This is a genomic window from Serratia plymuthica, assembly GCF_018336935.1.
In the GTDB taxonomy this organism is placed as follows: Bacteria; Pseudomonadota; Gammaproteobacteria; order Enterobacterales; family Enterobacteriaceae; genus Serratia; species Serratia plymuthica_B.
The window spans coordinates 492813-519286 of the sequence record NZ_CP068771.1; the positions used below are offsets into that span (position 1 = coordinate 492813).

The 26474-nt window shown below is 57.8% G+C and carries 19 protein-coding genes; 6 read left to right on the top strand and 13 right to left on the bottom strand.

The features are described from left to right. Positions 1-28: 28 nt before the first annotated feature. Both rapA and JK621_RS02325 read right to left on the bottom strand, forming a co-directional pair. Positions 29-2935 (bottom strand): RNA polymerase-associated protein RapA, encoded by a 2907-nt coding sequence (gene rapA / locus JK621_RS02320; protein WP_212558484.1) that lies wholly within the window; start codon positions 2933-2935, stop codon positions 29-31. A 269-nt stretch (positions 2936-3204) separates the two neighbouring features. Next, positions 3205-5568 (bottom strand): DNA polymerase II, encoded by a 2364-nt coding sequence (locus tag JK621_RS02325; protein WP_212560108.1) that lies wholly within the window; start codon positions 5566-5568, stop codon positions 3205-3207. A 318-nt stretch (positions 5569-5886) separates the two neighbouring features. Between JK621_RS02325 and JK621_RS02330 the strand changes: the two genes are divergently transcribed. Continuing rightward, positions 5887-6654 carry a DedA family protein gene (locus JK621_RS02330; RefSeq protein WP_212558485.1) on the top strand — a complete coding sequence of 256 codons (768 nt, stop codon included), beginning with the start codon at positions 5887-5889 and terminating at the stop codon, positions 6652-6654. A 73-nt stretch (positions 6655-6727) separates the two neighbouring features. Here the strand turns inward: JK621_RS02330 and ilvN are convergent, their stop codons facing one another. From ilvN to sgrR, 7 genes are all read right to left on the bottom strand, one after another. Next, positions 6728-7021 carry an acetolactate synthase small subunit gene (gene ilvN / locus JK621_RS02335; protein WP_212558486.1) on the bottom strand — a complete coding sequence of 98 codons (294 nt, stop codon included), beginning with the start codon at positions 7019-7021 and terminating at the stop codon, positions 6728-6730. 3 nt (positions 7022-7024) lie between these two features. After that, the gene (gene ilvB / locus JK621_RS02340) at positions 7025-8719 is read right to left on the bottom strand and encodes an acetolactate synthase large subunit (RefSeq protein WP_212558487.1); all 1695 of its coding nucleotides are present in this window, start codon (positions 8717-8719) and stop codon (positions 7025-7027) included. Between the two features lie 111 nt (positions 8720-8830). Further along, positions 8831-8947: an ilvB operon leader peptide IvbL gene (gene ivbL / locus JK621_RS02345; RefSeq protein WP_208295193.1), complete on the bottom strand. Its 117-nt coding sequence runs from the start codon at positions 8945-8947 to the stop codon at positions 8831-8833. 88 nt (positions 8948-9035) lie between these two features. Beyond that, positions 9036-9740 (bottom strand): thiamine ABC transporter ATP-binding protein ThiQ, encoded by a 705-nt coding sequence (gene thiQ / locus JK621_RS02350; protein ID WP_212558488.1) that lies wholly within the window; start codon positions 9738-9740, stop codon positions 9036-9038. Beyond that, positions 9727-11334, bottom strand: coding sequence for a thiamine/thiamine pyrophosphate ABC transporter permease ThiP (gene thiP / locus JK621_RS02355; protein ID WP_212558489.1), 1608 nt, complete (start codon positions 11332-11334; stop codon positions 9727-9729). Before thiP ends, thiQ begins: the two co-directional genes overlap by 14 nt. Then, positions 11310-12299, bottom strand: coding sequence for a thiamine ABC transporter substrate binding subunit (gene thiB, locus JK621_RS02360; RefSeq protein ID WP_212558490.1), 990 nt, complete (start codon positions 12297-12299; stop codon positions 11310-11312). Before thiB ends, thiP begins: the two co-directional genes overlap by 25 nt. A gap of 317 nt (positions 12300-12616) precedes the next feature. After that, the gene (sgrR, locus tag JK621_RS02365) at positions 12617-14278 is read right to left on the bottom strand and encodes an HTH-type transcriptional regulator SgrR (protein WP_212558491.1); all 1662 of its coding nucleotides are present in this window, start codon (positions 14276-14278) and stop codon (positions 12617-12619) included. Positions 14279-14365: 87 nt separating this feature from the next. On the opposite strand from sgrR, the gene sgrT reads away from it, so the two are divergent. From sgrT to JK621_RS02380, 3 genes are all read left to right on the top strand, one after another. Continuing rightward, entirely contained in the window at positions 14366-14542 is a 177-nt protein-coding gene (sgrT, locus tag JK621_RS02370) for a glucose uptake inhibitor SgrT (RefSeq protein WP_212558492.1), read from the top strand. 158 nt (positions 14543-14700) lie between these two features. Next, positions 14701-15894, top strand: a complete 1194-nt coding sequence (locus JK621_RS02375) for a sugar efflux transporter (protein ID WP_212558493.1) — start codon at positions 14701-14703, stop codon at positions 15892-15894. Between the two features lie 142 nt (positions 15895-16036). Next, positions 16037-17509: an anion permease gene (locus tag JK621_RS02380; RefSeq protein ID WP_212558494.1), complete on the top strand. Its 1473-nt coding sequence runs from the start codon at positions 16037-16039 to the stop codon at positions 17507-17509. A gap of 64 nt (positions 17510-17573) precedes the next feature. Here the strand turns inward: JK621_RS02380 and leuD are convergent, their stop codons facing one another. From leuD to leuA, 4 genes are read right to left on the bottom strand one after another with little or no spacing between them, the layout of a single operon-like run. Next, positions 17574-18176 carry a 3-isopropylmalate dehydratase small subunit gene (gene leuD / locus JK621_RS02385; protein WP_004950106.1) on the bottom strand — a complete coding sequence of 201 codons (603 nt, stop codon included), beginning with the start codon at positions 18174-18176 and terminating at the stop codon, positions 17574-17576. A gap of 11 nt (positions 18177-18187) precedes the next feature. Further along, positions 18188-19588: a 3-isopropylmalate dehydratase large subunit gene (gene leuC / locus JK621_RS02390; protein WP_212558495.1), complete on the bottom strand. Its 1401-nt coding sequence runs from the start codon at positions 19586-19588 to the stop codon at positions 18188-18190. A 1-nt stretch (position 19589) separates the two neighbouring features. After that, positions 19590-20681, bottom strand: coding sequence for a 3-isopropylmalate dehydrogenase (leuB, locus tag JK621_RS02395; protein ID WP_004950110.1), 1092 nt, complete (start codon positions 20679-20681; stop codon positions 19590-19592). 2 nt (positions 20682-20683) lie between these two features. Continuing rightward, positions 20684-22258, bottom strand: coding sequence for a 2-isopropylmalate synthase (leuA, locus tag JK621_RS02400; protein ID WP_004950113.1), 1575 nt, complete (start codon positions 22256-22258; stop codon positions 20684-20686). Positions 22259-23126: 868 nt separating this feature from the next. Between leuA and leuO the strand changes: the two genes are divergently transcribed. Continuing rightward, positions 23127-24074, top strand: a complete 948-nt coding sequence (gene leuO, locus JK621_RS02405; RefSeq protein WP_212558496.1) for a transcriptional regulator LeuO — start codon at positions 23127-23129, stop codon at positions 24072-24074. Positions 24075-24538: 464 nt separating this feature from the next. Continuing rightward, on the top strand, positions 24539-26347 hold the full coding sequence (locus JK621_RS02410) for an AMP-dependent synthetase/ligase (protein ID WP_212558497.1): 1809 nt from the start codon (positions 24539-24541) through the stop codon (positions 26345-26347). Positions 26348-26474: the final 127 nt, after the last annotated feature.

The window sequence follows — 26474 nt, forward strand, 5'->3', positions numbered from 1 at the left end:
GGGGAACCGGAGTTCCCCGTGCCGCAGGTTACTGGTGAGTGACCACCACCAGACGGATAGCGTCCAGGCGCCATCCCGCTTCATTCAGGTTGACCAACACCTGTTTACGGTTGAACTCCAGCGCTTCCACTTCGTCATCACGGATGTTTGGGTTAACCGCCTTCAGTGCTTCCAGACGAGCCAGTTCGGTGCTCAGCTTGTCGTCCGCTTCCTGTTTCGCCTGTTCAATCAGCGCGCGCGCCTGGTCTTCAACCAGGCTTTCCGCCTGTTGCAGCATGGCGTGTACGTCTTGCTGCACCGCGTTGACCAACTTGCTGGAAGTATGGCGGTTGACCGCGTTCAACTGGCGGTTAAAGCTTTCGAATTCGACCTGCGCCGCCAGGTTGGTGCCTTTACGGTCCATCAGCATGCGGATTGGCGTCGGTGGCAGGAAGCGAGTCAGTTGCAGGTGTTTCGGCGCCTGCGCCTCAACCACGTACACCAGTTCGACCAGCAAGGTGCCGACCGGTAGCGCCTTGTTTTTCAACAGGGACACCGCACAGCTGCCGGTATCGCCGGACAGGATCAGATCCAGGCCGTTGCGGATGATCGGGTGTTCCCAACTGACGAACTGCGCGTCTTCACGCGACAGCGCCTGCTCGCGATCGAAGGTGACGGTGCAGCCGTCCTGCGGCAGGCCCGGGAAGTCCGGCACCAGCATGTGATCGGACGGCGTCAGCACAATCAGGTTGTCGCTGCGATCGTCCTGGTTAATGCCGACGATGTCGAACAGGTTAAGCGCAAAGCCCACCAGGTTGACGTCGTTGTCTTGATTGGCGATGGCTTCCGCCAGCTCCTGAGCTTTCTCGCCGCCGTTGGAGTGCATTTCCAGCAGGCGATCGCGGCCCTGCTCCAGCTGCGCTTTGAGGTGGTCGTGCTGCTGGCGGCAGGCGTGAATGAATTCGTCCAGCCCTTCATGTTCGGTCGGCGCAGCCAGGAAGCCGATCAACTGCTCGTAGCCGCTGTCATAAATGGTGCGGCCGGTCGGGCAGGTGTGCTCAAAGGCGTCCAACCCTTCATGGAACCAGCGTACCAGCACCGCCTGGGCGGTGTTTTCCAGGTACGGCACCATGATTTCAATTTCATGCATCTGGCCGATACGGTCCAGACGGCCGATACGCTGCTCCAGCAGATCCGGGTTGAACGGCAGGTCGAACATCACCAGGTGGCTGGCGAACTGGAAGTTGCGGCCTTCGGAACCGATCTCCGAGCACAGCAACACCTGGGCGCCGTCTTCTTCAGAGGCGAAGTAGGCGGCGGCGCGGTCACGTTCGATAATCGACAGCCCTTCGTGGAACACCGCAGCGCGGATCGCCTCTCGCTCACGCAGCACCTGCTCCAGTTGCAACGCGGTGTCGGCCTTGGCGCAGATCACCAGCACTTTCTTATCGCGGTTGGCGACCAGGTAGTCCAGCAGCCACTCCACGCGCGGATCGAAGTTCCACCAGGTGGCGTTCTCGCCTTCGAACTCCTGATAGATTTGCTCCGGGTACAGCATGTCGCGCGCGCGCGCCTCAACGGTTTTCTTCGCCCCCATGATGCCGGACACTTTGATCGCGGTCTGGTATTGGGTCGGCAGCTGCAGCTTGATCTGATGCAGATTGCGGTGCGGGAAGCCTTTCACGCCGTTGCGGGTGTTGCGGAACAGCACGCGGCTGGTGCCGTGGCGGTCCATCAGCATGGTGACCAGTTCCTGGCGCGCCTGCTCGGCGCCGTCGGCGTCGCTATTGGCGGCTTTCAGCAGCGGTTCGATGTCCTGCTCGTCGATCAGTTCGCCCAGCATGTTCAGCTTGTCTTCGGCCAGGCGCTCACCGCTCAGCAGCAGGGTAACGGCATCGGCGACCGGGCGGTATTTTTGCTGTTCGCTGACGAATTCGCGGTAATCGTGGAAACGGCTTGGATCCAGCAGGCGCAGACGGGCGAAATGGCTCTGCTGGCCAAGTTGCTCCGGGGTCGCGGTCAACAGCAGTACGCCGGGGATATGTTCCGCCAGCTGTTCGATGACCTGGTATTCGCGGCTTGGCGCGTCTTCGCTCCAGGCCAGATGGTGGGCTTCGTCGACCACCAGCAGATCCCACTGGGCGTCCGCCAGTTCTTCCAGGCGCTGTTTGTTGCGGCGCACGAAGTCCAGCGAACAGATAACCAATTGTTCGGTTTCAAACGGATTGCTGCTGTCGAGTTTGGCTTCCGAGTAACGGCTGTCGTCGAACAGCGAGAAATAGAGGTTGAAGCGGCGCATCATTTCGACCAGCCACTGATGCTGGAGCGTTTCCGGCACCACGATCAGGACGCGCTCGGCACGGCCAGCCAGCAGTTGCTGATGGATGATCATCCCGGCTTCGATGGTTTTCCCCAGACCGACTTCATCCGCCAGCAGTACGCGTGGCGCGTGGCGCTGTCCGACTTCGTAAGCGATGTGCAACTGATGGGGGATCAGGCTGGCACGCATGCCGCGCAGACCGGCGAACGGCAGGCGATACTGCTCGCTCTGGTATTTACGCGCGCGAAAACGCAGGGCGAAGCGATCCATACGGTCGATCTGGCCGGCGAACAGACGGTCCTGCGGTTTGCTGAAGGTCAGCTTGCTGTCCAGCAGCACTTCGCGCATCGCCACGCCGCTTTCCTGGGTATCCAGACGGGTGCCGATATAAGTCAGCAGGCCATTATCCTCTTTGACCTCTTCTACCTGCAGCTCCCACCCTTCGTGGTTGCTGATGGTGTCGCCCGGATTGAACATCACGCGGGTGATTGGCGAGTCACTTCTGGCATAGAGTCGGTTTTCACCGGTTGCGGGGAAAAGCAGGGTAACCATGCGCACATCCAGCGCCACGACGGTTCCCAGACCTAATTCGCTTTCCGTATCGCTGATCCAGCGTTGACCAAGTGTAAAAGGCATATATTGTCGGCTCGATTCTTTTTAAGTAAGTCTTGTTACCGGGCGGGGAGGGCCGCGGCACCTGTATCAAACGTTTGCTAATCCCGGTTTATTTTAATTTGACGGGCAATAGCTGTTCACGCCATGCGGGCGTCGCGAGACGGCATGGGCGCAGCGTGGTTCAGAATTTGGGAAGGGCGCTATGGTAATGGAAGGCGGCGCGTTCGTCACCTGCAAAACCCGATGATTTTTCTTAACCCTTCGCCAAAGCCCGCATGGCGGGCGCAATGTCAGAATAGCCCCATCTGCCCGGTGACCAGCGTGGTAAAATCGTCATGCAGAAAAGGGAGTATAGCGTCTGCCACCGGTTGCAACTGGCGGTCCAGATAATGCTGGTAATCTATCGCCGACTGCTGGGTCTCCAGGGGTTCCGGCCCGGCCACGGTCATGACGTAGCTGATCCAGCCGCCGCTCTGGTATTGCAGCGGTCGCCCCTGTTGACGATTATAGTCGTCGGCGATACGTGCTGCGCGGACGTGCGGCGGCACGTTGCGCTGATACTCGTCCAGTTTCCTGCGCAGGCGCTTGCGGTAGACCAGCCGATCGTCAAAGTCGCCGTTGAGCGTTTTGCTGACGTATTCGCGCACAAAATCCTGATACGGTTGCTGTTTGAATATGCGCTGGTACAGCAATTGCTGGAACTGCTGCGCCAGCGGCGTCCAGTCGGTACGCACCGTTTCCAGGCCTTTGTAGACCATTTCTTCGCTGCCGTCGGGTTTGACGATCAGCCCGGCATAACGTTTTTTACTGCCCTGTTCGGCGCCACGGATGGTGGGCATCAGGAAGCGCGAGTAATGGGTTTCAAACTCCAGCTCCAGCGCGTTCTCCAGCCCGAATTGTTGCTGAAGATGCTGCTGCCACCATTGGTTTACCTGCTGCACCAGCGCCCTGCCAATTTGCGTCGCCTGCTGTTCGCCGTGCGGTTGCCTGAGCCAGACGAAGGTGGAATCGGTGTCGCCGTAGATCACCTGATAGCCCTGTGCCTCGATCAGTTCACGCGTCTGGCGCATGATCTCATGGCCGCGCAGGGTGATCGACGAAGCCAACCGGGGATCGAAAAAGCGACAACCGCTCGATCCCAACACGCCGTATAGCGCGTTCATGATGATTTTCAGCGCCTGGGATAACGGCTTGTTCTGTTGGCGCTTTGCCGCCTCGCGCCCTTGCCAGATTTGTTCGACGATCGCCGGCAGGCAGTGTTTGCCGCGAGAGAAACGCGCGTGACGAAAACCGGGTACGGAATCGGCATCGTCCGGGTGCTGCATACCTTCCACCAGCCCGACCGGATCGATCAGGAAGGTACGGATGATCGACGGGTACAGGCTTTTGTAATCCAGCACCAGCACCGAATCGTACAGGCCGGGTTGGGAATCCATGACAAAGCCGCCGGGGCTGTGCTCCTCCGGCTGTTCGCCGAGATTGGGCGCCACAAAACCCAGCCGGTGCATGCGCGGCATATACAGGTTACTGAATGCGGCTACCGAACCGCCGCTGCGGTCCGCCGCCAGCCCGGTGACGGTCGCGCGCTCCAGCAAGAAGGTCAGCAGCTCGGCTTTGGCGAAAATCCGCGTCACCAACTCGCAGTCCTTCAGGTTGTAGCGCGCCAACGCCGGTTTGTCTTCGGCGAAACGCCGATCGATTTCCGCCATCCGCTGGTAGGGGTTATCGATGGATTTGCCTTCTCCCAGCAGCGCCTGCGCGACGTACTCCAGGCTGAAAGAAGGGAAGTTCCAGGTGGCGGACTTCAGCGCTTCTATACCGTCGATAATCAGCCGCCCGGCGGCAGAGGCGAAAAAGTGATTCTGCTTGAAGCCGTGTTCGCGCCATTCCAGCAGGTTGCCGCCACGGCCCAGCCGCAGAGGGATTTGATAGCGCTCGGCGTGTTTTTGCAACACGCGTAAATCGAACTGCACCAGGTTCCAGCCGATGATGGCGTCCGGATCGTGCCGTTCCAGCCACTGATTCAGCCGTTCCAGCATCTGTGGGCGGCTGGTGCAGTATTCCAGCTCGAAATCCAGCGGTTCATTGCCGCCGTTGGCCGGCCCCAGCATGTACACCTGGCGTTGGCCGCAACCTTCCAGCGCGATTGAATACAGCTCGCCGTGGGCGGTGGTTTCAATGTCCAGCGAGACCATTTTCAGCGTCGGGCGGTAGTCCGGCGCCGGTTTCATCTGGCCGTCGAGCAGTGGGCCGCTGCCATTGGGCCGGCCGCTGAACCACACCGGCGCGGTGATAAAACGCTCCATCAGGTAGCGTTCCGGCGGGCGGATATCGGCTTCGTAGACGTTCACGCCGCCGTCTTTCAGCAGCTTTTCCAGTTTGATTAATTGACGATGTTGGCGGCAATACAGCCCCAGTACCGGGCGGTGATGGAAGTCGGTCAACGGCAGGGTTTTCAGCTCCAGTTGCCGCTCTTCGCGCAGCAACAGCTCAGCGCGCCGGCGTTGTTCGGCGGGGATAAAGGCTACGGAGGTCTGCGGCGGCAGACGAAGTTGCTGCGGCCCGTGGTCGGTCGCCAGCCAGAACTCCACCTCGGTACCTGCGGGCGTATCGCGCCAGTGGCGGGTGAGCAGGAAACCCTGTTGCGGTGACATCATATAGCCCTTCGTCTTTCAAGCTGTAGCGTTGTTGGCTGCGTGCGAAAAATAGATATACCCTAAATCATTCGAGTTGCAGGAAGGCGGCAACGCAGCAAATCCCCGGGAGCGTACACCCAGTACGTGACTGGGGTGAGCGAGGAAAGCCAACGTACCTGCAGCTTGAAGTATGACGGGTATAGTATGGGTTTTTATACAGTAATTGTCCATTGCCGGGCAGCTTTGCCAAAAACGCATACAATTCATCGGTTGACTCACCTCCGGCTGCACCGGACAATCCCACGCCCACGCGCTTTTGATAACGAGTAGAGGTATATGGAAGCCTATCTGCAGCATTTGATCACCCAGTCATTGGCTTTCACTCTGATGGTCGTCATGTTTGTCGCGTTTCTGGAATCGCTGGCGCTGGTGGGGTTGTTACTGCCCGGCACGGTAATGATGGCCAGCATCGGTGCGCTGATCGGCAGCGGCCAGGTGGATTTCTATTATGCCTGGGCGGCGGGGATCCTCGGTTGCCTGCTGGGGGATTGGATCTCGTACTTTATCGGCCGCGCCTTCAAGGGGCCGCTGCACCGCTGGTCATTTCTAAAAAAGAACAAGGCGATGCTGGACAAGACCGAGCACGCGCTGCATCAACACAGTATGGCGACCATTCTGATTGGTCGTTTTGTCGGCCCGACGCGCCCGCTGGTGCCGATGGTGGCCGGTATGCTTGACCTGCCGCCCTACAAATTCGCCCTGCCTAACATTATCGGCTGCATCACCTGGCCACCGGTCTATTTCTTCCCGGGTATTCTGGCCGGCGTGGCGATAGACATTCCCGCCAGCGCCAACAGCGCGTTATTCAAATGGTTGCTGTTTGCGGTGGTGGTGTTGATTTGGCTGGCCGCCTGGTTGAGCTGGCGTTGGTGGCGTGAGGGCAAGCGCAGCGCCGATCGGCTGAGCAACTGGCTGTCGCCGGTACGGCTGCGGATGGCCTGCGTGCTGAGTTGGATACTGGCGTTAGGCACCTTTTATTACCTGCACCAGCAGCCGCTGATGCCGGTGTATCGTCACCTGTTGTGGAAAGTCCTGGCCGGTTGATATCGCCGTCGTTTTTCACGCGGCAGCGAACAATACTGCTGCGTGAAATCGACCTGGTACTTGTCCACATTAATTACTGGAAGAACGCTTCCAACTGTTCAAACACCCGCACGTCTTCGCTGTGGCGTTTTACCTGCAGCACGTCCTCGAGTTTTTCCACCTGGCTTATCATCTGCACCAGCCGCTGATCGTCGGCGACCAATAGCCAGATCCGGCTCTGCTTGCCGTCTTTCAGCGGCAGACACAGAATACCCTCTACGTTGAAGGCGCGGCGCGCAAACAGACCGCACACGTGCGACATCACGCCGGGATGGTTGCGGACCGCCAGCTCAAGGATCACCTGTGGATTATTGTGTTGTTCTGACATGGCTTATTCTCCAATCATGTCGATGTTGGCGGCGCCCGGCGGCACCATCGGGAAGACTTTTTCATTGATATCGATCAGCGCGTGGATCAGGCACGGGCCAGGGCGTTGGATAGCCTCGGCCAGCGCGGCTTGCGGATCTTCTGCGGCGTTCAGATCGCAGGTGTCCAGCCCGAAACCGGCGGCAATCTTGATAAAATCGGTGCGTTTCGGGTAGGCGGCGGCAAAGATGCGCTGCTGATAGAACAGGGTTTGCTGCTGATGCACCAGCCCCAGCGCCTGATTGTTCATCAGGATAATCTTCACGTCCAAATCGTGCTCGACGGCGGTGGCCATTTCCTGAATGTTCATCATCAGGCTGCCGTCGCCGGAGAAGCACAGCACCTTGCGCTGCGGTTCCGCCAGCGCCGCGCCGATAGCCGCCGGCAGGCCGAAGCCCATGGTGCCCAGGCCGCCGGAGGTCAGCCACTGGCGCGGCCGGCTGAGCGGATAGGCTTGCGCCACCCACATCTGATGCTGGCCCACGTCGGTGGTGATGATGGCGCTTTCATCCACGCAGCGCGCGGCGGCCAGCACCAGCCCGTAGTGGCTCAGCGGATCTTCGGCGTTGGGCATGCTGAACGGGAACTCGCGTTTCAGGCCGTTGACGGTGTCCAGCCACTCGCTGCGCGGCTGCGCTTCAATCTGCGGCAACAACTGTTGCAGCACCTGGCCGACGTCGGCATGAATGGCAATATTCGCCTGCTTCACCTTGCCCAGTTCGGCGCGATCGATATCCACGTGGATGATGCTGGCGTTAGGGCAGAACTGTTCGGTTTTGCCAATCGCCCGATCGTCGAAGCGGGCGCCCAATACGATCAGCAGATCGGCTTCCTGCAGAATAAAGTTGGTGCTGCGGGCCGCATGCATCCCCAGCATGCCCAGCGACAGCGGATGCTGCACCGGCATGGCGCCCAGCGCCATCAGCGTCATGGTGGTCGGCAGGTTGGCGCGTTCGGCCAGCTCAATCGCTTGTTGGTAAGCGTTGGCGCAGATAATGCCGCCGCCCAGATACAGCACCGGGCGCTTGGCCTGGTTGATCATCGCCGCGGCTTGCGCCACTGCGGCGGCTTCGAAGGCCGGCGCTGCGTCAGGCACCGCGACGGGCGGCAGTTCATCCAGACCGATCACCGCCGTTTGTACGTCTTTCGGCACGTCAATCCATACCGGGCCGGGGCGGCCGGATTCGGCGATGCGGAATGCGTCGCAGATCACCTGCGGCAGTTCGCGGATGTCGCGCACCAGGTGGTTGTGCTTGGTGATGGGAATCGAGATGCCGTAGGTATCCACTTCCTGGAAGGCGTCGGTGCCAATCATTGAAGAGGGCACCTGGCCGGTGATGCACACCAGCGGGATGGAGTCGAGTTTGGCGTCGGCGATGGCGGTGACCAGGTTGGTCGCCCCCGGCCCGCTGGAGGCGATGCAGACCGCCGCCTTGCCGTTGGCGCGCGCCATGCCCTGTGCCATAAAGCCCGCGCCCTGTTCGTGGCGCGCCAGCACGTGGTGAATACGGGTGCTTTGGCTCAGCGCGTCATACAGCGGCAGTGCCGCGCCGCCGGGAATGCCGGCTACGGTGGTGATGCCCTGGCGCTCCAGCAAATGAACGATCAGTTCTGCGCCGGTGAAGCGTTGGCCTTGATGTGGCGTGCCCGAAATTGCCATGTTCCTATCCTTTCTCAGGGCCGGTTCGCTTTTCTGGGCAGGGGGCTAAAACAAGAAACCCCGCCCGGTTTGCGCCGGCGGGGTTTGGGAATCGATGCGTTGATTCGGACCCTACGGCGCATTGCCGACGACCACCACCACACGCACGACGACCATCACCGCGGCTGGTAGCGCGGTAACTAGTAGGGTCGAAGTCAGCGAGGATGCGATCACAGGGAACCTTATCATCAGTAATAAAAGTCAGGTTTTTATAAAACCACAGGCGAAAAATTCGCACAACAGGTTTATTTACTCAGCATAAAAAACGCGCCGCAGATCACGGTTTGCGCAAAATGCCCAGCACCCGCGCTTCCGGTGCGCTGCCGTCCAGCAGCGCTTGCGTGGGGCCGTCGTAATAAATCCGCCCGTCGACCACCAACAGGGTGCGCGGCGCGATGCGTGCGGCGTCATCCAGGTTGTGCGACACCATCAGCAGCGTCAGGTTGCGTTGGTCGCAAACCTCTTGCAACAGTTGCAGCATCTCGTTGCGCAGTGCGGGGTCGAGTGCCGAGAAAGGCTCGTCGAGCAGCAGGATGGGCCGCTGGCGGATCAGGCAGCGGGCCAGGGCCGCACGCTGGCGCTGGCCGCCGGAAAGCTGCGACGGCAGGCGCTGCAGATGCTCCTCCAACCCCACCTGACGGGCAATCTGCGCCAACTGTTGTTGCTGGCCCGCGTTCAGCCGCAGCCCGGGGTCAAGGCCCAATCCGATGTTCTGCTCTACCTTCAGGTGGGCGAACAGGTTGTTTTCCTGAAACAGCATCGAGACCGGCCTTTTGGCCGGCGGCGTACCGGTGTGGTCGCTGCCGTTCAGCAGCAGCTTGCCACTGGCGGCCGGCAGGAAACCGGCGATCAGGCTGAGCAGGGTGCTTTTACCCGCGCCGCTGGGGCCGAGCACCGCGACACGTTCACCCGGTTGAATACGCAGGTCAAAGCGCATCGGCAAGTGTTCATACAGGTAGGTCAGTTTTTCAAGCTCTATCATGGCGGCCCGGTAAGCGTTCGATCAGGGTAAACAGCAGGAAGCACAGCAGCAGAAGCAACAGTGCGGTGACCGCGCCGTCATTGCTGCGATAGGCGCCGATCTGCTGATAGAGGTAAAAAGGCAGGGTGCGGAACTGTTCGTTGCCAAACAGGGCAACCACGCCGAAATCGCCGATCGACAGTACGCAGGCGAAAGCCAGCGCCTGCGCCAGCGGGCGGCGCAGCGCTTTCAGTTCGATAAGCCGCAGCCGCTGCCAACCGTGCATATCCAGCGACAGGCACAGCGGATTGTAACGCTCGGCCAGGTCTCGCATCGGGTTTTCCAGCACCTTCAGGGCGTAGGGTACCGCCATCAGCGCATTGGTGAGGATCACCAACGCATAGGGCGATTGCGGCAACCCGACAGTATCGCTCAACAGAAGGAAGAAACCGGTGGCCAGCACTATCCCCGGCATCGCCAGAATCACCATGCCGCTCAGTTCAAGCGTTTGGCCCCAGCGCAGCCGCTGTTGCAGCTTCAGTTCGCGGCTGCTCCACAGCAGCATCATGGTCAACGCCACGCACAACGCGCCGGCACCGAGGGCGATACGCAGTGACGTGAACAGCGCTTGCCACAGCACCTGCTGTTGCAGGACGCTGACCATCGTCTGATTGGCGCCATCGGCAATCACCGCCAGCAGCGGGGGCAACAGCAACAGCAGGGCGGCGGCGATCAGCAGAAAATCGCCGGCGCGACGCCACAGGCTGTCTTCGGGATTGCGCCAGATATGGGCCTGGGTGTTGCCGACCGGCAGCGCCTGGCTTAGCCGCTGGCTGAGCACGACCAGGCCCAGGCAGCACGCCAGCTGGATCAGCGCCAGCAGGGCGGCGCGGCTGAGATCGTAGTCATAGCTGAGTGCCTGGTAGATCGCCAGTTCTATGGTGGTGGCCTGTGGTCCGCCGCCCAGTGACAGCACGGTGGCGAAGCTGGCGAAACACAGCATGAAGATCAGCGCGCCGCTCGGCAGGATTTGGCGGCGCAGCGCCGGCCACTCGACGAAGCGGAACTGTTGCCAGCCGTTCATGCCAAGCTGGGCCGCCAGTTGGCGCTGTTCGACCGGAATGTTTTCCAACGCCTGCAACAGCAGGCGGGCGGCCAGCGGCAGATTGAAGAACATATGCGCCAGCAGGATGCCCTGCAGACCATAGGGGGAAAAACTGTAGTTGATGCCGAGCCAGCCGCACAGCAATGCCAGCCAGCCCTGTCGGCCATACACGCTGAGCAGGCCGAACACCGCCACCAATACCGGCAGAACCAGCGTCATGGCGCACAACCGCAGCAGCAACTGCCGGCCGGGAAAGCGGCGGCGATACAGCGCGCGGGCCAGCGCTATGGCGGGCAGCACCGAGATCAGCGCGGACAACAACGCCTGCCAGAAGGTAAAGCGAACGACGTGCCACAGGTAGCTGTCCTGCCACAGGCCACGCCAATCGCTTTCCGGTGCGTGCCGCCACAGCGAGCCCATCGCCAGCGCGGCGACGGCCAGGATCAGGCCAGCGGCCAGCAGCCCCGGCCAGAGCCAGTGCGGGATCAGCGGCTGACGGCGGTTTGCCATGCCCGGATCCAGCTACCGCGTTGTTTGGCGACCTCTTCGGCGCTGTATTGCAGCGCGGTCTGGGGGATGGTCATTTGATCAAAGCCCGCCGGCAGTTGAGTCTTGATCACCGGGTACATCCAGTTACCGGTTGGAATGGTGTTCTGGAACGCCGGGGTCACCATAAATTGCATGAAGCGTTCCGCCAGCTCAGGCTGCTTGCTGGCCTTGAGCTTGCCCGCCACTTCCACCTGCAAATAATGGCCTTCGCTGAAATTGGCCGCGGCGTAGCTGTCTTTTTTCTCTTCGATCAAATGATACGCCGGGGAGGTGGTGTAGCTGAGCACCAGGTCGCCTTCGCCTTTCAGGAACAGGCCGTAGGCTTCACTCCACCCCTTGGTGACGGTGACGGTTTTCTTCGCCAGTTTCTGCCAGGCTTCCGGCGCTTTATCGCCAAACACTTTCTGCATCCACAGCAGCAGGCCCAGGCCTGGCGTGCTGGTGCGCGGATCTTCGTAGATCACCTTCCAGTTTTGGTCTCCGTCGACCAGTTCCTGCAGGCTCTTTGGTGGGTTCTTCAGCTTTTCTTTGTTGTAAACGAAGGCAAAGTAGCCGTAGTCATAAGGTACGAAGATTTTATCCTGCCAGCCGCCCGGCACGCTCAGTTTGGCGCCGTCAACGCGGCTTGGCGCGAATAAACCCGTTTGTTGCGCGGCCTGCAGCAGGTTGTTGTCCAGCCCCAGCACCACGTCGGCGGTGCTGTTTTTCCCTTCCATGCGCAAGCGGTTAAGCAGCGAAACGCCGTCTTCCAGCGCGACGAATTTCAGCTCGCAGTTGCAGTCGGCTTCGAACGCTTTTTTCACCGCCGGGCCAGGGCCCCAGTCGGCAGCGAAGGAATCATAGGTGTAGACCGTCAGCGTTGGCTTGGCAAACGCCGGTACGGCGGCGCACAGCAACAGTAATAAGGGCAGGCTTTTTTTGACCACTTTGCACTCCTGAAAGATAAGGGGGCAAAGGTATCTGAGGGCGAGGTGATTACACCGGGTCGCTATGCTCAAATCCCTCCGCCGGTATTGACCGGATCAGGTTCGACGGGTTTATCCCCTTCATACTTGAAGTTGCAGCGGTGTTGGCTTTTCTCTCTCACCCCAGTCACAGAGGAATTCTATGTTCTTGGGGATTCGCTCGGTTGCCGCCTACCTGCAACTCCAATTATTTTGGGTATATCTCAGCAATGAATCGTTTTTTGCACCCCGTTGAGACGGCGCTATTGTAGAGATTAACGGACGTCGGCGAAAGGCGCTTATGCTTCCGGCGGCGCAAACCAGGCGGATTTAAAATCAAACCAGCCAAGGGTATTCATTCGTACGCCGCGCATGCTGCGCTGACCATGCAGTTGCAGCCAGTGATGAAACAGCGGGTGTAACTGGTGACCCTTGACCAACCGTTGGCAAAAATCCGCCAGCGGCAGGGCATTGGCGCGCCACAGCGCCGCATCTGCGGCGAGATCTTCATTCATGCAGTGCTGCATCAGCGGCAGCTCATACAGGGTGGCGAACAGCGAAAACTCCAGCGGCAGGTAGAAGTTGGCGCTGCCCAGCCACAGATCGCTGACCGCTTCCCCTTTATGCCAGGCGTCGTAGCTCACCATCTGCACGTTGAGCCGCACCCCATGCAGCGCCAGCAGCGGTTCAATGGCCTGTTGAATGGCGTGGAATTCCGAATGTTCACTGTAGTAGGTCAGCGTCAACTCGGTTAGCCCGGCCGGCTTGGGTTGCTGCGCCAGCGCGCGATTGTGATGCCAGCGCGGCAGGATGCCATAGGCCGGTGACCAATAGCGTTGATAAATCGGCCCGGCGTTGCTCAGCAGCGAGATGGGATTAATCAGCTCGCACAGCCAGCCGCGAATGGCCGGATCGGCCGCCAAAGGCGAGCGTTGATCGAACAGCAGGAAATAGCAGCCTTCCTCCAGCCGGCTTTCCAGTTCGTTGTTGCCGGTGTCATCCGCCTGCAGTTGCACGCCGGAATGCACCAGCTCTTCGGTGATCTCCGGCAACACCCAGATATTCACCTCATCAATCAGTGCCCGGTAGCCGAAGTAGTCATCGAAGGCGTGGATTTTCATCTGGCTGCGGTGGTTACGCACCACGCTGTATGGCCCGGTACCCACCGGATGGCGCGAGAATTCCGGCAGGCTTTGCCACTCGCGCGGCAGGATCATGGCAGGCACGCTGCCCAGCAGCCAGGGCAACCAGTAATCGGGGCTGTGCAGGCGCACGTCAATCACGAAAGGCGTCGGGGAGGTCACGCTCTCGATATGCGAAAACAGCGGCTGAGGGATCAGACGAGTAAGGGAGTGAATCACATCGTCCATTTCCAGTTCGCGGCCGTGATGAAAATGTATCGCCGGGCGCAGATAAAAACGCCAGTGCAAGGGCGTCAGCGGCTGCCAGTGATGCGACAGGTCCGACTCCAGTTCCCCATTTTCCTCGTTTATCCGCGTCAGGCCGCTGAAGATCTGCCGGGCCAGGTGAATTTCCGAACGGCGCAGCGCCGAGCCGGGCAGCAGGTTGTACAACTGGCGATAGTAGAGGACGCGCAGGATGTGTTTACCCTGCCGAAAGCTGCGCCCAAGCTGGGACAGCAGCATTTGCCGCACCACGTTTTTATCGCCGACCAGTTGTACCAGTTGATCGATGCGGTCCTGCTCCAGCAACTCCTCCGCTCGCTGCTGCTGCAGCGCCAGGCCGGTGTAGTGGAAGGTGAGCTGCGAACGTTTGCCGCGCCCCGATTCCGCCTGCCAGGTCAGCCACCCTTGTTGCTGCATGGCGCCGAGCAATGAACGCACGTGACGGCGCGAGCAAGTGAGCACTTCGGCCAACTCTTGCAGCGTGGTGTCGGTGGTCTCGCCGTGGCAGCGCTGCCACAGGCGAATGAACTGCTGTTGCAAACGTGAGGTAGACATAAAAGAGGAAGGCTCCGGCATCAACTCATCAATTTATCTTTCCCCATATTACGCCGATAATTTTCCTCAATGAAAGGGGGAGGGCGAATGATGAAAGCTTTCTTGTCAAAACAGTTCTACCAGCGCTACTTCAGCGCAGTGCGCCGCCAGCACGCCGACTGGTTGGCGCTGGTGCCGGAACAAGCCCGGTTGGAGATGCTGGCTCACCTGACCCAGTGGGATATCAAGGATATGACAGACAAGCAATACCGCGAGCATCTTTGAGGTTGCGGTAGCAAAAATGTTTCTGAGTAATGGTGTTGTTCACCAGCCAGTGGGGTCATGCCCACTGGTTTTTTTATTATTGGCCGCGATGATGTTCTTGCAATTTTTTCACCGTAGCCTAAGGTTTTGTCTTCCGCTTTAGGGGCAGGGACGAAGATATGAAACGACTGTACTGGTTGCCACGCCGCTTTAATCCCATCTTTGCCGCATTCCTGCTGATTGCTTTTCTTTCCGGGATCGCCGGGGCGTTATTGGCGCCGACGCTGAGCCTGTTCCTTACCACCGAAGTCAAGGTACGGCCGCTGTGGGTGGGGCTGTTCTACACCGTCAACGCCATTGCCGGCATCGCCGTCAGCTTTCTGCTGGCCAAGCGTTCGGATACGCGCGGTGACCGGCGCACGCTGATCCTGGTGTGTTGCCTGATGGCGGTCGGCAACTGTCTGTTGTTTGCCTTTAACCGCGACTACCTGACGCTGATCACCGCCGGGGTGCTGATGTCGGCGATTGCCAATACCGCCATGCCGCAGATTTTCGCCCTGGCGCGGGAATATGCCGACAACTCGGCGCGTGAAGTGGTGATGTTCAGTTCGGTCATGCGTGCGCAACTGTCGCTGGCGTGGGTGATTGGCCCACCTCTGGCGTTCACGCTGGCGCTGAACTACGGCTTTACCTGGATGTTTGTGATCGCCGCCGCCACCTTCACGATCTGCGCCTTGCTGGTGTGGTTTACCCTGCCTTCTGTGCCGCGCACTCAGCCGGCGGAGCGGGGCGATGCGCCTTCGGCCCCAATAGCGCCCGCCAGCGCCTGGCGAGACCGCGATGTGCGGTTGCTGTTTATCGCCTCTATGCTGATGTGGACTTGCAATACTCTGTACATCATCGATATGCCGCTGTATATCACCGCCGATTTGGGCCTGCCGGAGAACCTTGCGGGGCTGTTGATGGGGACTGCCGCCGGGCTCGAGATCCCGGCGATGCTGCTGGCCGGTTACTACGTCAAACGTTTCGGCAAACGCAATATGATGCTGTTTGCCGTGGCGGCCGGCATTTTGTTTTATGCCGGGTTGGTGGCATTTAAATTCAAGCTGGCGCTGATGGCCTTGCAGCTGTTCAATGCCATATTTATCGGCATCATCGCCGGTATCGGCATGCTCTATTTCCAGGACCTGATGCCCGGGCGGCCCGGTGCGGCGACGACCTTGTTTACCAACAGCATTTCTACCGGAGTGATCCTGGCCGGCGTGCTGCAAGGCGCGCTGGTGGAAAACCTGGGGCACTATGCGGTTTACTGGCTGGCGACAGCCCTGGCGGTGGTGGCGCTGTGGATCAGCGCCCGGGTACGAGAAGTGTAAACACTAATCTCATTAACATTGACGCATGTCATTGAGAACATTACGCCAGAACCCCAAGCTAAACGGACCTGGAGCGCAATAGCGGCGCTCTTGCCCATCTTGCTGCTGAGATGCCGATCCGTTTAGACCACGTGGGTATGCCATGGACAAACTAACACCGCTCAAACCCGTCCCCTCTCTGTGTGCCGTTGCCGCCGCTTTGCTTATTTGGTTTGTCATCCCGGTTCCAGAAGGGGTTGAGCCCAATGCCTGGCATCTGCTGGCGCTGTTTATCGGCACTATCATCGCCATCATCGGCAAGGCGATGCCGATTGGCGCCGTTTCGGTGGTGGCCATCGCGCTGGTGGCGGTAACCGGCGTCACCAACCCCGGCAAGCCGGGCGCGGCCTTGGAAGATGCGCTCAGCGGTTTTTCCAATCAGCTGATTTGGCTGATTGGCTTCTCGATAATGATCTCCTTTAGCCTCAACAAAACCGGGTTGGGCTCGCGGATCGGTTACTATTTTATTTCCCTGTTCGGCAAAAAGACGCTGGGTATCGCCTATGCGCTGACACTGGCGGAACTCACTTTGGCGCCGGTTACCCCGAGCAATACCGCCCGTGGCGGCGGGATTATTCATCCGATAATGAAGTCGATCGCCGACAGCTTCGGATCCCGGCCGGAGCTGAACAGTTCCGGCAAGATTGGCCGTTATCTGGCGCTGGTGAATTACAATATCAACCCGGTGAGCTCGGCGATGTTCATTACCGCCACCGCGTCTAACCCTTTGATCGTCAGCCTGATAGCCAAAGGCACCGGCGGCAGCCTGGAGTTGTCGTGGTCGATGTGGGCGCTCGCCGCATTGGTGCCGGGGCTTTGTTCGTTGGCGGCGATACCGCTGGTGCTTTATCTGTTGTACCCGCCGGAGATTAAAAGCACCCCGGACGCACCGCGTTTTGCGCGGGAAAAACTCGCTGCATTGGGCCCGGTGACGCTGCCGGAGAAAATCACTTTAGGGGTGTTTGCCCTGTTGCTGGTGCTGTGGGCAGGCATTCCGGCGATGATCTTTGGCCCGGCGCTGCTGGTCAATCCGACCACGGCGGCGTTGATCGGCCTGGCGGTGCTGCTGGCGACCGGCGTGCTGAGCTGGGAAGACGTGCTGAAGCACAAAGGCGCCTGGGATACGGTGGTGTGGTTCTCCGCGCTGGTGATGATGGCCAGTTTTCTCGGCAAGCTGGGGCTGATTGACTGGCTGTCGCACTCCGTCGGCAGCGGTATCGATCACATGGGCATGAGCTGGGTCGGCGGCGCCATCTTGCTAACCGCCATCTATCTCTATTCGCATTATTTCTTTGCCAGCGCCACCGCTCACGTTACCGCTATGTTTGCCGCCTTTCTGGCTGCCGGAATGACATTGGGCGCACCGCCGGCGCTGCTGGGGTTGATCCTGGCATTCGTTTCTTCACTGATGATGTCGCTGACCCATTACGGTACCGGTACCGCGCCTATCGTCTTCGGTTCCGGTTATGTGACGCTGGGCGAATGGTGGAAAACCGGTTTTGTGGTGAGCGTGGTTAATCTGCTGATCTGGATCCTGATCGGCGGAGCGTGGTGGAAGTGGCTGGGTTACTGGTAATCCCCGTCATACCTGAAGCTGCCACCTTGCCGCAGCTTCAGGTATTTAGGGCATTAGAAGACGATCAGTTCAGAAACGCCGGCTGTTGCGCCTCGTAGCGGGAGATGTCCGCTTCGTGCTGCAGCGTGAGGCCGATGCTGTCCAATCCGTGGATCATGCAGTGGCGGCGGAAGCTGTCGATCTCGAACGGGTAGCTTTTGCCGCCGGCATTCACCGTCTGATTTTCCAGATCCACCACAAACTCGGTACCTTCGTTTTCGGCCACCAGCTTGAACAGCGTATCCACGTCCTGTTCGCTCAGTGTCACCGGCAGCAACTGGTTGTTGAATGAGTTGCCGTAGAAGATATCGGCGAAGCTTGGCGCTATCACCACTTTGAAACCGTAGTCGGTCAGCGCCCAGGGCGCATGCTCGCGTGAGGAGCCGCAGCCGAAGTTCTCACGCGCCAACAGGATGCTGGCCCCTTTGTAGCGCGGCTTGTTCAGCACGAACTCCGGGTTCGGTTGCTGACCGGCGTCGTCCAAAAAGCGCCAGTCGTTGAACAGGTGCTGGCCGAAACCCGTGCGGGTGACTTTCTGCAAAAACTGTTTTGGAATAATGGCGTCGGTATCGACGTTGGCCGCATCCAAAGGCACCACTAAACCGGTATGTTGAGTAAATTTAGCCACGGTAGTGCCCCTTAGTGAATATCACGGATATCGGCGAAATGGCCGGCAACGGCAGCGGCGGCGGCCATCGCCGGGCTGACCAGGTGAGTGCGCCCACCGCGGCCCTGACGCCCTTCGAAGTTACGGTTGCTGGTGGATGCGCAGCGTTCGCCCGGATTCAGGCGATCGTTGTTCATCGCCAGGCACATGGAGCAGCCCGGCAAACGCCATTCAAAACCGGCTTCAATAAAAATCTTGTCCAGACCTTCGGCTTCCGCCTGCGCTTTTACCGGGCCGGAGCCAGGCACCACGATGGCCTGAACGCCGTCGGCGACTTTGCGCCCTTTGGCAATTGCCGCCGCCGCACGCAGATCTTCGATGCGCGAGTTGGTACAGGAACCGATAAACACTTTGTCGATCGGCACTTCGGTCAGCTTGATGCCCGGTTTCAGATCCATATAGGCCAACGCCTTCTCGGCCGAGGCGCGTTCGACCGGATCGCTAAAGGATTCCGGTGCCGGGATCGCCTGGTTGACGGCGATCACCTGCCCTGGGTTGGTGCCCCAGGTCACCTGCGGCGCGATGTCTTCGGCGCGCAGGGTGACTACGGTGTCGAATTTGGCATCGTCGTCGGATTTCAGCGTGCGCCAGTAGGCGACGCCTTGTTCCCAATTCTCGCCGACAGGCGCAAACTGACGGCCTTTCAGATAATCAAAGGTGGTGTCGTCCGGCGCGACCAGGCCCGCTTTGGCGCCCATTTCGATCGCCATGTTGCACAGCGTCATGCGGCCTTCCATGCTCAGCGCTTCAATCGCCTTGCCGCAGAACTCCACCACGTGGCCGGTGCCGCCGGCACTGCCGGTTTTACCGATCACCGCCAGCACGATGTCCTTGGCGGTGATGCCTTCCGCAGCGACGCCGGTCACTTCAATTTTCATGGTCTTGGCGCGGCCTTGCTTCAGGGTCTGGGTCGCCAGCACATGCTCCACTTCCGAGGTGCCGATACCGAACGCCAACGAACCGAAGGCGCCGTGAGTGGCGGTGTGGGAGTCGCCACAGACGATGGTCATGCCCGGCAGCGTCATGCCCTGTTCTGGGCCGATGACGTGCACGATGCCCTGGAACGGGTGGTTCAGGTCATACAGCGAAACGCCGAACTCAGCGCAGTTCTTGATCAGTTCCTGCATCTGAATGCGGGCCATCTCGCCGCTGGCGTTAATGTCTTTGGTCTGGGTGGACACGTTGTGGTCCATGGTGGCAAAGGTTTTGCCCGGTTGGCGTACTTTGCGGCCCATGGCGCGCAGGCCGTCGAACGCCTGCGGAGAAGTGACTTCGTGCACCAGGTGGCGATCGATATACAGCAGCGGCGTTTCGTTTGGCGCTTCGTACACCACGTGGGCATCGTATAATTTCTGATATAACGTTTTCGACATGTTATGCCCCCTGAGCTACAAAGCGGGCGATGATGTCACCCATTTCGTCGGTGCTGATGGCCTTGCCTTCACCGGCCAGATCGGCGGTGCGGTAACCTTGTTCCAATGCCTGGTTGATGGCGCGCTCAATGGCGTCGGCAGCCTCAGAAGCCCCCAGGCTGTAACGCAACAACAGGGTCGCGGACAGGATCTGGGCGATCGGGTTGGCGATGCCTTTGCCCGCGATATCCGGCGCAGAACCGCCCGCAGGCTCATACAGACCAAAGCCCTGTTCGTTCAGGCTGGCAGAAGGCAACATGCCCATCGAGCCGGTGATCATCGCGCATTCGTCGGACAAGATATCGCCGAACAGGTTGGAGCACAGCAATACGTCGAACTGCGACGGATCTTTAATCAGCTGCATGGTGGCGTTGTCGATGTACATGTGCGACAGCGACACGTCCGGGTAGTCTTTGGCAACCTGGTTCACCACTTCGCGCCACAGAATGGAGCTTTGCAGTACGTTGGCCTTGTCGATAGATGTGACCTTGTTACGGCGCTTGCGTGCGGACTCGAAGGCGATGCGCGCAATGCGTTCGATCTCGAAGCGATGATACACCTCGGTATCAAAGGCGCGTTCCTGCATGCCCTGGCCTTCACGGCCTTTCGGTTGACCGAAGTAGATACCGCCGGTCAGCTCACGCACGCACAGGATGTCAAAACCGCGGGCGGCGATGTCGGCACGCAGCGGACAGAACTCTTCCAAACCCTGGTACAGGCGGGCCGGACGCAGGTTGCTGAACAGTTTGAAGTGTTTGCGTAACGGCAGCAACGCACCGCGCTCAGGCTGTTCTGCCGGCGGCAGGTGTTCCCATTTCGGGCCGCCCACCGAACCGAACAGGATCGCATCGGCCTGCTCGCACCCGCTGAGGGTGGCCTGCGGCAACGGGCTGCCGTGGCGATCGATGGCAATGCCGCCGACGTCGTATTCGCTGGTGGTGATGCGGATATCAAAGCGCTGACGCACTGCGTCCAGCACTTTGTGCGCCTGAGCCATTACTTCCGGGCCGATTCCGTCTCCGGGCAAGACGGCAATATGGTAGGTCTTCGTCATGTTCACACCGTTTCCTGATTATTTTGATGTTTGCTTTGCTGCAGACGCTGTTTTTCTTTTTCTACCTGCTGGGAGCGCCAAATATTGTTCAATACGTGCACCATCGCCTTGGCGGAGGATTCCACGATGTCGGTCGCCAGACCCACGCCGTGGAAGCGGCGGCCGTTGTAGGACACCACGATATCAACCTGGCCCAGCGCGTCGCGGCCCTGGCCTTTGGCGGTCAACTGATACTTCACTAATTCGATCGGGTAATCGGTAATGCGATTGATGGCCTGATAAACCGCGTCGACCGGGCCGTTGCCGGTTGCCGCTTCGGCTTTTTCTTCATCGCCGCAGATCAGTTTCACCGAAGCGGTGGCCATAATGTTGGTGCCGGACTGCACGCTGAAATAGCCCAGGCTGTAATGTTCCGGCTCTTCCTGCTGCTTGTTAATGAAGGCCAAAGCCTCCAGATCGTAATCGAATACCTGGCCTTTCTTGTCGGCCAGCTTCAGGAAAGCGGTGTACAGAGTGTCCAGGTTGTAGTCCTGTTCCTTATAGCCCATCTCTTCCATGCGGTGTTTTACCGCAGCGCGGCCGGAACGGGAGGTCAGGTTCAACTGCACGTCTTTCAGACCTATGGTCTGCGGCGACATGATTTCGTAGTTTTCACGGTTCTTCAGCACGCCGTCCTGATGAATGCCGGAGGAGTGGGCGAAGGCATTGGAACCCACGATAGCTTTGTTGGCCGGAATCGGCATGTTGCACAGCTGGCTGACCAATTGGCTGGTGCGGAAGATTTCCTGATGATTAATGTTGGTGTGCACGTTCATGATGTCCTGGCGCACTTTGATCGCCATGATCACTTCTTCCAGCGAGGTGTTGCCGGCGCGTTCACCGATACCGTTCAACGTGCCTTCTACCTGGCGTGCACCTGCCTGTACGGCGGCGATAGAGTTGCCGACCGCCATGCCCAGATCGTCGTGGCAGTGGACCGAAATAATGGCTTTATCAATGTTCGGTACGCGGTCATACAGGGTGGTGATGATGCCGCCGAACTGGTTCGGCGTGGTATAGCCGACGGTGTCCGGAATATTGATGGTGGTGGCACCGGCATTGATGGCGGCTTCCACTACGCGGCACAGATTATCGATTGGCGTGCGGCCTGCGTCTTCGCAAGAGAACTCCACGTCGTCGGTGTAGTTGCGAGCGCGTTTCACCGAGCGTACCGCCATTTCCAGTACTTCATCGAACGAGCGCTTCAATTTGGATTCGATGTGCAGGGTCGATGTGGCCAGGAACACGTGAATGCGGAAGGCCTCGGCAACGCGCAACGCTTCGGCGGCGACGTCGATATCGTTATCTACGCAGCGGGCCAGGCCACATACGCGGCTGTTTTTGATCTGACGGGCAATGGTCTGCACCGATTCGAAATCACCCGGAGAGGAGACCGGGAAACCGACTTCCATGACGTCGACACCCATTCTCTCCAGTGCCATGGCTATCTGAATCTTCTCTTTTACGCTCAGACTGGCTTGCAGCGCTTGTTCACCATCACGCAGCGTAGTATCGAAAATAATGACTTGTTGGCTCATCGGGGCGTTCCTTATCGTGTTTGTTTCACGCTAAGCGGGTAAAAAAAAACCCGCGCAGTAGCGCGGGTTTGTTATGAGTGAGGGACTGAATCAGCTCTGAACTCCGTCCACCAGCATACCGCGCAAAGATGCGTTAAGTAGTAGGCTTAGTAGACGGTGAGTACGGATCATGAGGGTTCAGCTTCTCTTAAATTGTGTCGTTCCTAATTTGATACGTTATTGGCCTGGCGATGTCAACACCTGATTGAATAAAGGGGTAATCAGGCGTCAGTGAATTGGACAACGATGTCAGTAGAGGATAATCCGGTTAAAACGCATATGATTAGCAAAAAAGCAGGTGGGGTTTTGCGTGCTGCTTAGCATAAATTAATCGAATATGGATCGCAGCAATTGCTTCTGCATCTTATTGGGTTAAGATTTATCATGAAACGGTAAAGATATCTGGCAGTCGGAAGAGGAGAGGGGATATCGTCCTGGTAAATGATCATGTTCTAAAATATATGATTTATTTATCAGTTGAAAGAAAGGTAATAAATTAACCCATTTTACATAAGAAAATATCTGTTTTTAGACGATTAGTGATATGTTTTTATAGTATGGATTAAAATTGAAACTTCGCTGCTTAATGGCATTGAAAATTTTGATAACTATTTGGTAGTAGTATCTTGGTGCCCTTTTTCCCCGTTGCGGCGAAATTCTCTGATATGCACCCCATATGCGGTTTGCGCCACGGCAGTATAGCGATGGTTTCTATCGGTCGATTGAAGGAATAACTGATTTTATCTTGTAGGAATAACAAAGTGTGGTTTCACATTGTTTGTTCTGCACAGGGATAGGATTATCTACACAGGACTTAGTGGAGTGATATATGGCTGAATATGATTCAGAAATTGCCATGGTGAAAGAGCCTGCGGACATTCATTTACGCAGCGTCGATCTTAATTTACTGACTGTTTTTGACGCTGTGATGCAAATGCAGAATATTACGCGGGCCGCTACTTCGTTGGGGATGTCGCAACCGGCGGTGAGCAATGCCGTTGCACGCTTGAAGATGATGTTCAATGATGAGCTGTTCGTACGCAGCGGGCGGGGGATACAGCCCACTCTGCGGGCCCGGCAGTTGTTCGGGCCCGTGCGCCAGGCGTTGCAATTGGTGCAAAATGAGCTGCCTGGCTCGGAGTTTGAACCACTTACCAGTTCGCGGGTTTTTTCGTTGTCTCTCTGCAGCCCGCTTGATTTGCGATTGGGTGCCAAGATAATCAATCATGTCAAACTGATCGCCCCTCAACTTAATTTGCAAATAAAGTCATACATTAACAATAATATTGAACATCAGCTACGCTATCAGGACGTCGAATTTGTTATCGGCTACAACCGTTTTGAATCGACGGACTTTCGCAGTGTGGCATTGTTCGACGATGAACTGGTGCTGGCAGTGGCGCAGGCGCACCCGAGAATAACCGCCAGTCTCACGCCAGAACAAGTTTTATCTGAGCAACATGCTGTGGTCTCGCTGGAAAGTTATGGGGCTTTCAGTAAGCCTTATTATATAGAGGAGGCCATGCAGCGCGCCATTACTCAGCAGTGCACCGATTTATATAGCGTATTAAACCTGGTGTCCCAGACGGAAATGGTGGCTATCGCTCCTGCATGGTTGGTACAGCAACAAGCCACATCACTGAAAATAAAAGCGATACCTTTATGCGCGGCAAGCAATAAAGCGACCTGCTACCTTTCCTGGCATGAGTCTTCCGAACGCGATAAAGGGCATCAATGGATGAAATCCGTTCTGACTGAGGCCGGCAATGCAGAGTAAATTCAGGAAGTACTGTTTCTAAAGAAAGGCAACACTTCCATGAGGGTATTTTTCTTATGTTTAAAAACTAAGAACTATCTTGCTTTTTATTAAGATGTTTCTTGGTTTTAGTCGGGAAAATAACTTTTTTATAGCTAGGGTGTCTATTTTATGAAAAATAATTAACGTGAATTTATATTCTGTGTTTGTTATTTTTATTGGTGTTTTAAACTGATTTTAATCGCCGGCCCGCAGGGGCCGCATTTTGTTGCCGGTGTAAAATCTTTTCACTGCCGCATTGTCCAATCCGAAGGATGATGAAGTTAAGCTGAGTTTTGGCTCACACTTCTACGCTGAAATCTCTTTTCCCGCTGCCTGAGAGTAGGTAGACTGCGCGAAAAAAAGTAAACACGTGTAAGCTGAGATGCGGGGTGAAATGCTCTGTTCGAGGTTAACTGTTTGATTCATTTCAGGCTTAGAGCGCTATGATCAATAATTTGCTGCAATACCATCTGACTCATCGTATACAGCACCAGGTTTCCCATCGTGCCGATCGCACAGCTTTTCGCCAATGGTCTCCTGATGGCGAGACGCAACTCACCTGGGGGCAGGCCGATGCCCACACTAACCGCATCGCCAGTGCATTGCTGGCGCTGGGGACAGAAGTGCAAGAACGCATCGCGATTTTTGCCAATAACTGCATGGCGTGGTCACTGGCGGATTTGGCTGTTCTGCAATTGCGTGCGGTGAGCGTACCGCTTTACGCCACCAATACACCCGCCCAGGCAGCCTTTATCATTAATGATGCGGATATCCGCATTCTCTTCGTCGGCGAGCAGACGCAGTTGGATGCGGCCATTGCGCTGCGTGGCGTATGCCCACAGTTGAGGCATATCATCGTGTTTGACGATGCTGCCGATCTGCGCGGGTGCGATATTGCTCAACACCTGAGCGCCTTTGAGCGCGGGGCAGACGTTGAGGTCTTCAAGTCTCAACGGCAGCAGCGCATTGAGGAATGCGATTTGCGGGATCTGTTCACCCTGATTTATACCTCCGGCACTACCGGCGAGCCAAAGGGAGTGATGCTGGATTACGGCAATTTGGCCGCGCAGCTTTATCTGCATGATGGGCGGCTGACGGTGAACGAGGAGGATGTCTCCCTCAGTTTCCTGCCGATATCGCACGTTTTTGAGCGCACCTGGAGCTTCTTCATCATGCACACTGGCGCGCAGAACGTGTATCTGCCGAATACTGACTGGGTGCGTGAAGCCATGACGTCGGTACGCCCGACGTTGATGTGTGCGGTGCCGCGTTTCTACGAAAAAATCTTTAGCGCGGTGCATGAAAAGGTAGCGCGTGCGCCCTGGCTGCGTCGTGCGCTGTTCCATTGGGCGATCGTCTGTGGTGAACGCAAGTTCCTGCAGGAGCGCGCCGATAAGCCGTTGGGTAAGTTGTTCAACCTTTCCCACCGTTGGGCCGATAAACTGGTCTTGAGCAAGCTGCGCGGCATCCTCGGCGGAAGGGTGCGTTTCTTGCCCGCGGCAGGCGCCAAACTTGACGACAACGTCATTCTGTTTTTCCAGGCGATGGGCGTCAACATCAAATATGGTTACGGCATGACCGAGACTTGCGCTACCGTTTCCTGCTGGGAAGAGGGCAATTTCCGCTTTGGATCCATCGGCAAACCCTTGCCGGGGGTTGAGGTGCGTATTGCCGAAGAGAATGAGATTCAGGTACGCGGCCCCATTGTGATGCGTGGCTATTTCAATAAGCCGCTGGAAACTGCTGCTTCTTTCACCGGGGACGGTTGGCTGAAAACCGGTGACGCCGGCGCGATTGACGAGGTCGGTAACCTGTTTATTACCGAACGTCTGAAGGATTTGATGAAAACCTCCGGTGGCAAATACATTGCCCCGCAGATGCTCGAAGGCACGCTGGCTCAGGATCGTTTTATCGAGCAGGTGGCGATCATCGCCGATGCGCGTAAATTCGTTTCGGCCCTGATTGTGCCCAGCTTTGAGTCGCTGGAAGAATATGCGAAATCCATCAACCTGAAATATCAGGACCGTCTGGAGTTGCTGCGCAATAGCCACATTATAGAGATGTTCGAGAGCCGTCTGCGCGACATGCAAAAAGAGCTGGCGCGCTTTGAGCAGGTGAAAAAGTTTACCCTGCTGCCGGCGGCCTTTTCGATGGAGTTGGGTGAACTGACTCCAACGCTGAAACTGCGCCGGAAGGTGATTCTACAGCGCTACCAGCATGAAATTGACTCGATGTACCAGGATCAGGCTTAAGGATGCCGCCGGGCAGTGCGCTCGGCTAAAAAAACAGCATAATTCTTGCCTAATATAGTTCTGTAATTCCCTACCTGCTCGAAACAATGCCTAGCCCGAACCGCCAGCGGCTAGTGCATTGTTTTTG

What these genes read in the sequence shown, in the direction of transcription:
- JK621_RS02380 (WP_212558494.1), top strand. Translation starts at nt 16,037, where the DNA reads ATGGACAAACTAACACCGCTCAAACCCGTCCCCTCTCTGTGTGCCGTT.
- ilvB (WP_212558487.1), bottom strand. Translation starts at nt 8,719, where the DNA reads ATGGCAATTTCGGGCACGCCACATCAAGGCCAACGCTTCACCGGCGCA.
- ilvN (WP_212558486.1), bottom strand. Translation starts at nt 7,021, where the DNA reads ATGTCAGAACAACACAATAATCCACAGGTGATCCTTGAGCTGGCGGTC.
- leuB (WP_004950110.1), bottom strand. Translation starts at nt 20,681, where the DNA reads ATGACGAAGACCTACCATATTGCCGTCTTGCCCGGAGACGGAATCGGC.
- thiQ (WP_212558488.1), bottom strand. Translation starts at nt 9,740, where the DNA reads ATGATAGAGCTTGAAAAACTGACCTACCTGTATGAACACTTGCCGATG.
- JK621_RS02325 (WP_212560108.1), bottom strand. Translation starts at nt 5,568, where the DNA reads ATGTCACCGCAACAGGGTTTCCTGCTCACCCGCCACTGGCGCGATACG.
- JK621_RS02330 (WP_212558485.1), top strand. Translation starts at nt 5,887, where the DNA reads ATGGAAGCCTATCTGCAGCATTTGATCACCCAGTCATTGGCTTTCACT.
- leuC (WP_212558495.1), bottom strand. Translation starts at nt 19,588, where the DNA reads ATGTCGAAAACGTTATATCAGAAATTATACGATGCCCACGTGGTGTAC.
- ivbL (WP_208295193.1), bottom strand. Translation starts at nt 8,947, where the DNA reads ATGATAAGGTTCCCTGTGATCGCATCCTCGCTGACTTCGACCCTACTA.
- sgrT (WP_212558492.1), top strand. Translation starts at nt 14,366, where the DNA reads ATGATGAAAGCTTTCTTGTCAAAACAGTTCTACCAGCGCTACTTCAGC.
- thiP (WP_212558489.1), bottom strand. Translation starts at nt 11,334, where the DNA reads ATGGCAAACCGCCGTCAGCCGCTGATCCCGCACTGGCTCTGGCCGGGG.
- leuA (WP_004950113.1), bottom strand. Translation starts at nt 22,258, where the DNA reads ATGAGCCAACAAGTCATTATTTTCGATACTACGCTGCGTGATGGTGAA.
- JK621_RS02410 (WP_212558497.1), top strand. Translation starts at nt 24,539, where the DNA reads ATGATCAATAATTTGCTGCAATACCATCTGACTCATCGTATACAGCAC.
- rapA (WP_212558484.1), bottom strand. Translation starts at nt 2,935, where the DNA reads ATGCCTTTTACACTTGGTCAACGCTGGATCAGCGATACGGAAAGCGAA.
- sgrR (WP_212558491.1), bottom strand. Translation starts at nt 14,278, where the DNA reads ATGTCTACCTCACGTTTGCAACAGCAGTTCATTCGCCTGTGGCAGCGC.
- JK621_RS02375 (WP_212558493.1), top strand. Translation starts at nt 14,701, where the DNA reads ATGAAACGACTGTACTGGTTGCCACGCCGCTTTAATCCCATCTTTGCC.
- leuO (WP_212558496.1), top strand. Translation starts at nt 23,127, where the DNA reads ATGGCTGAATATGATTCAGAAATTGCCATGGTGAAAGAGCCTGCGGAC.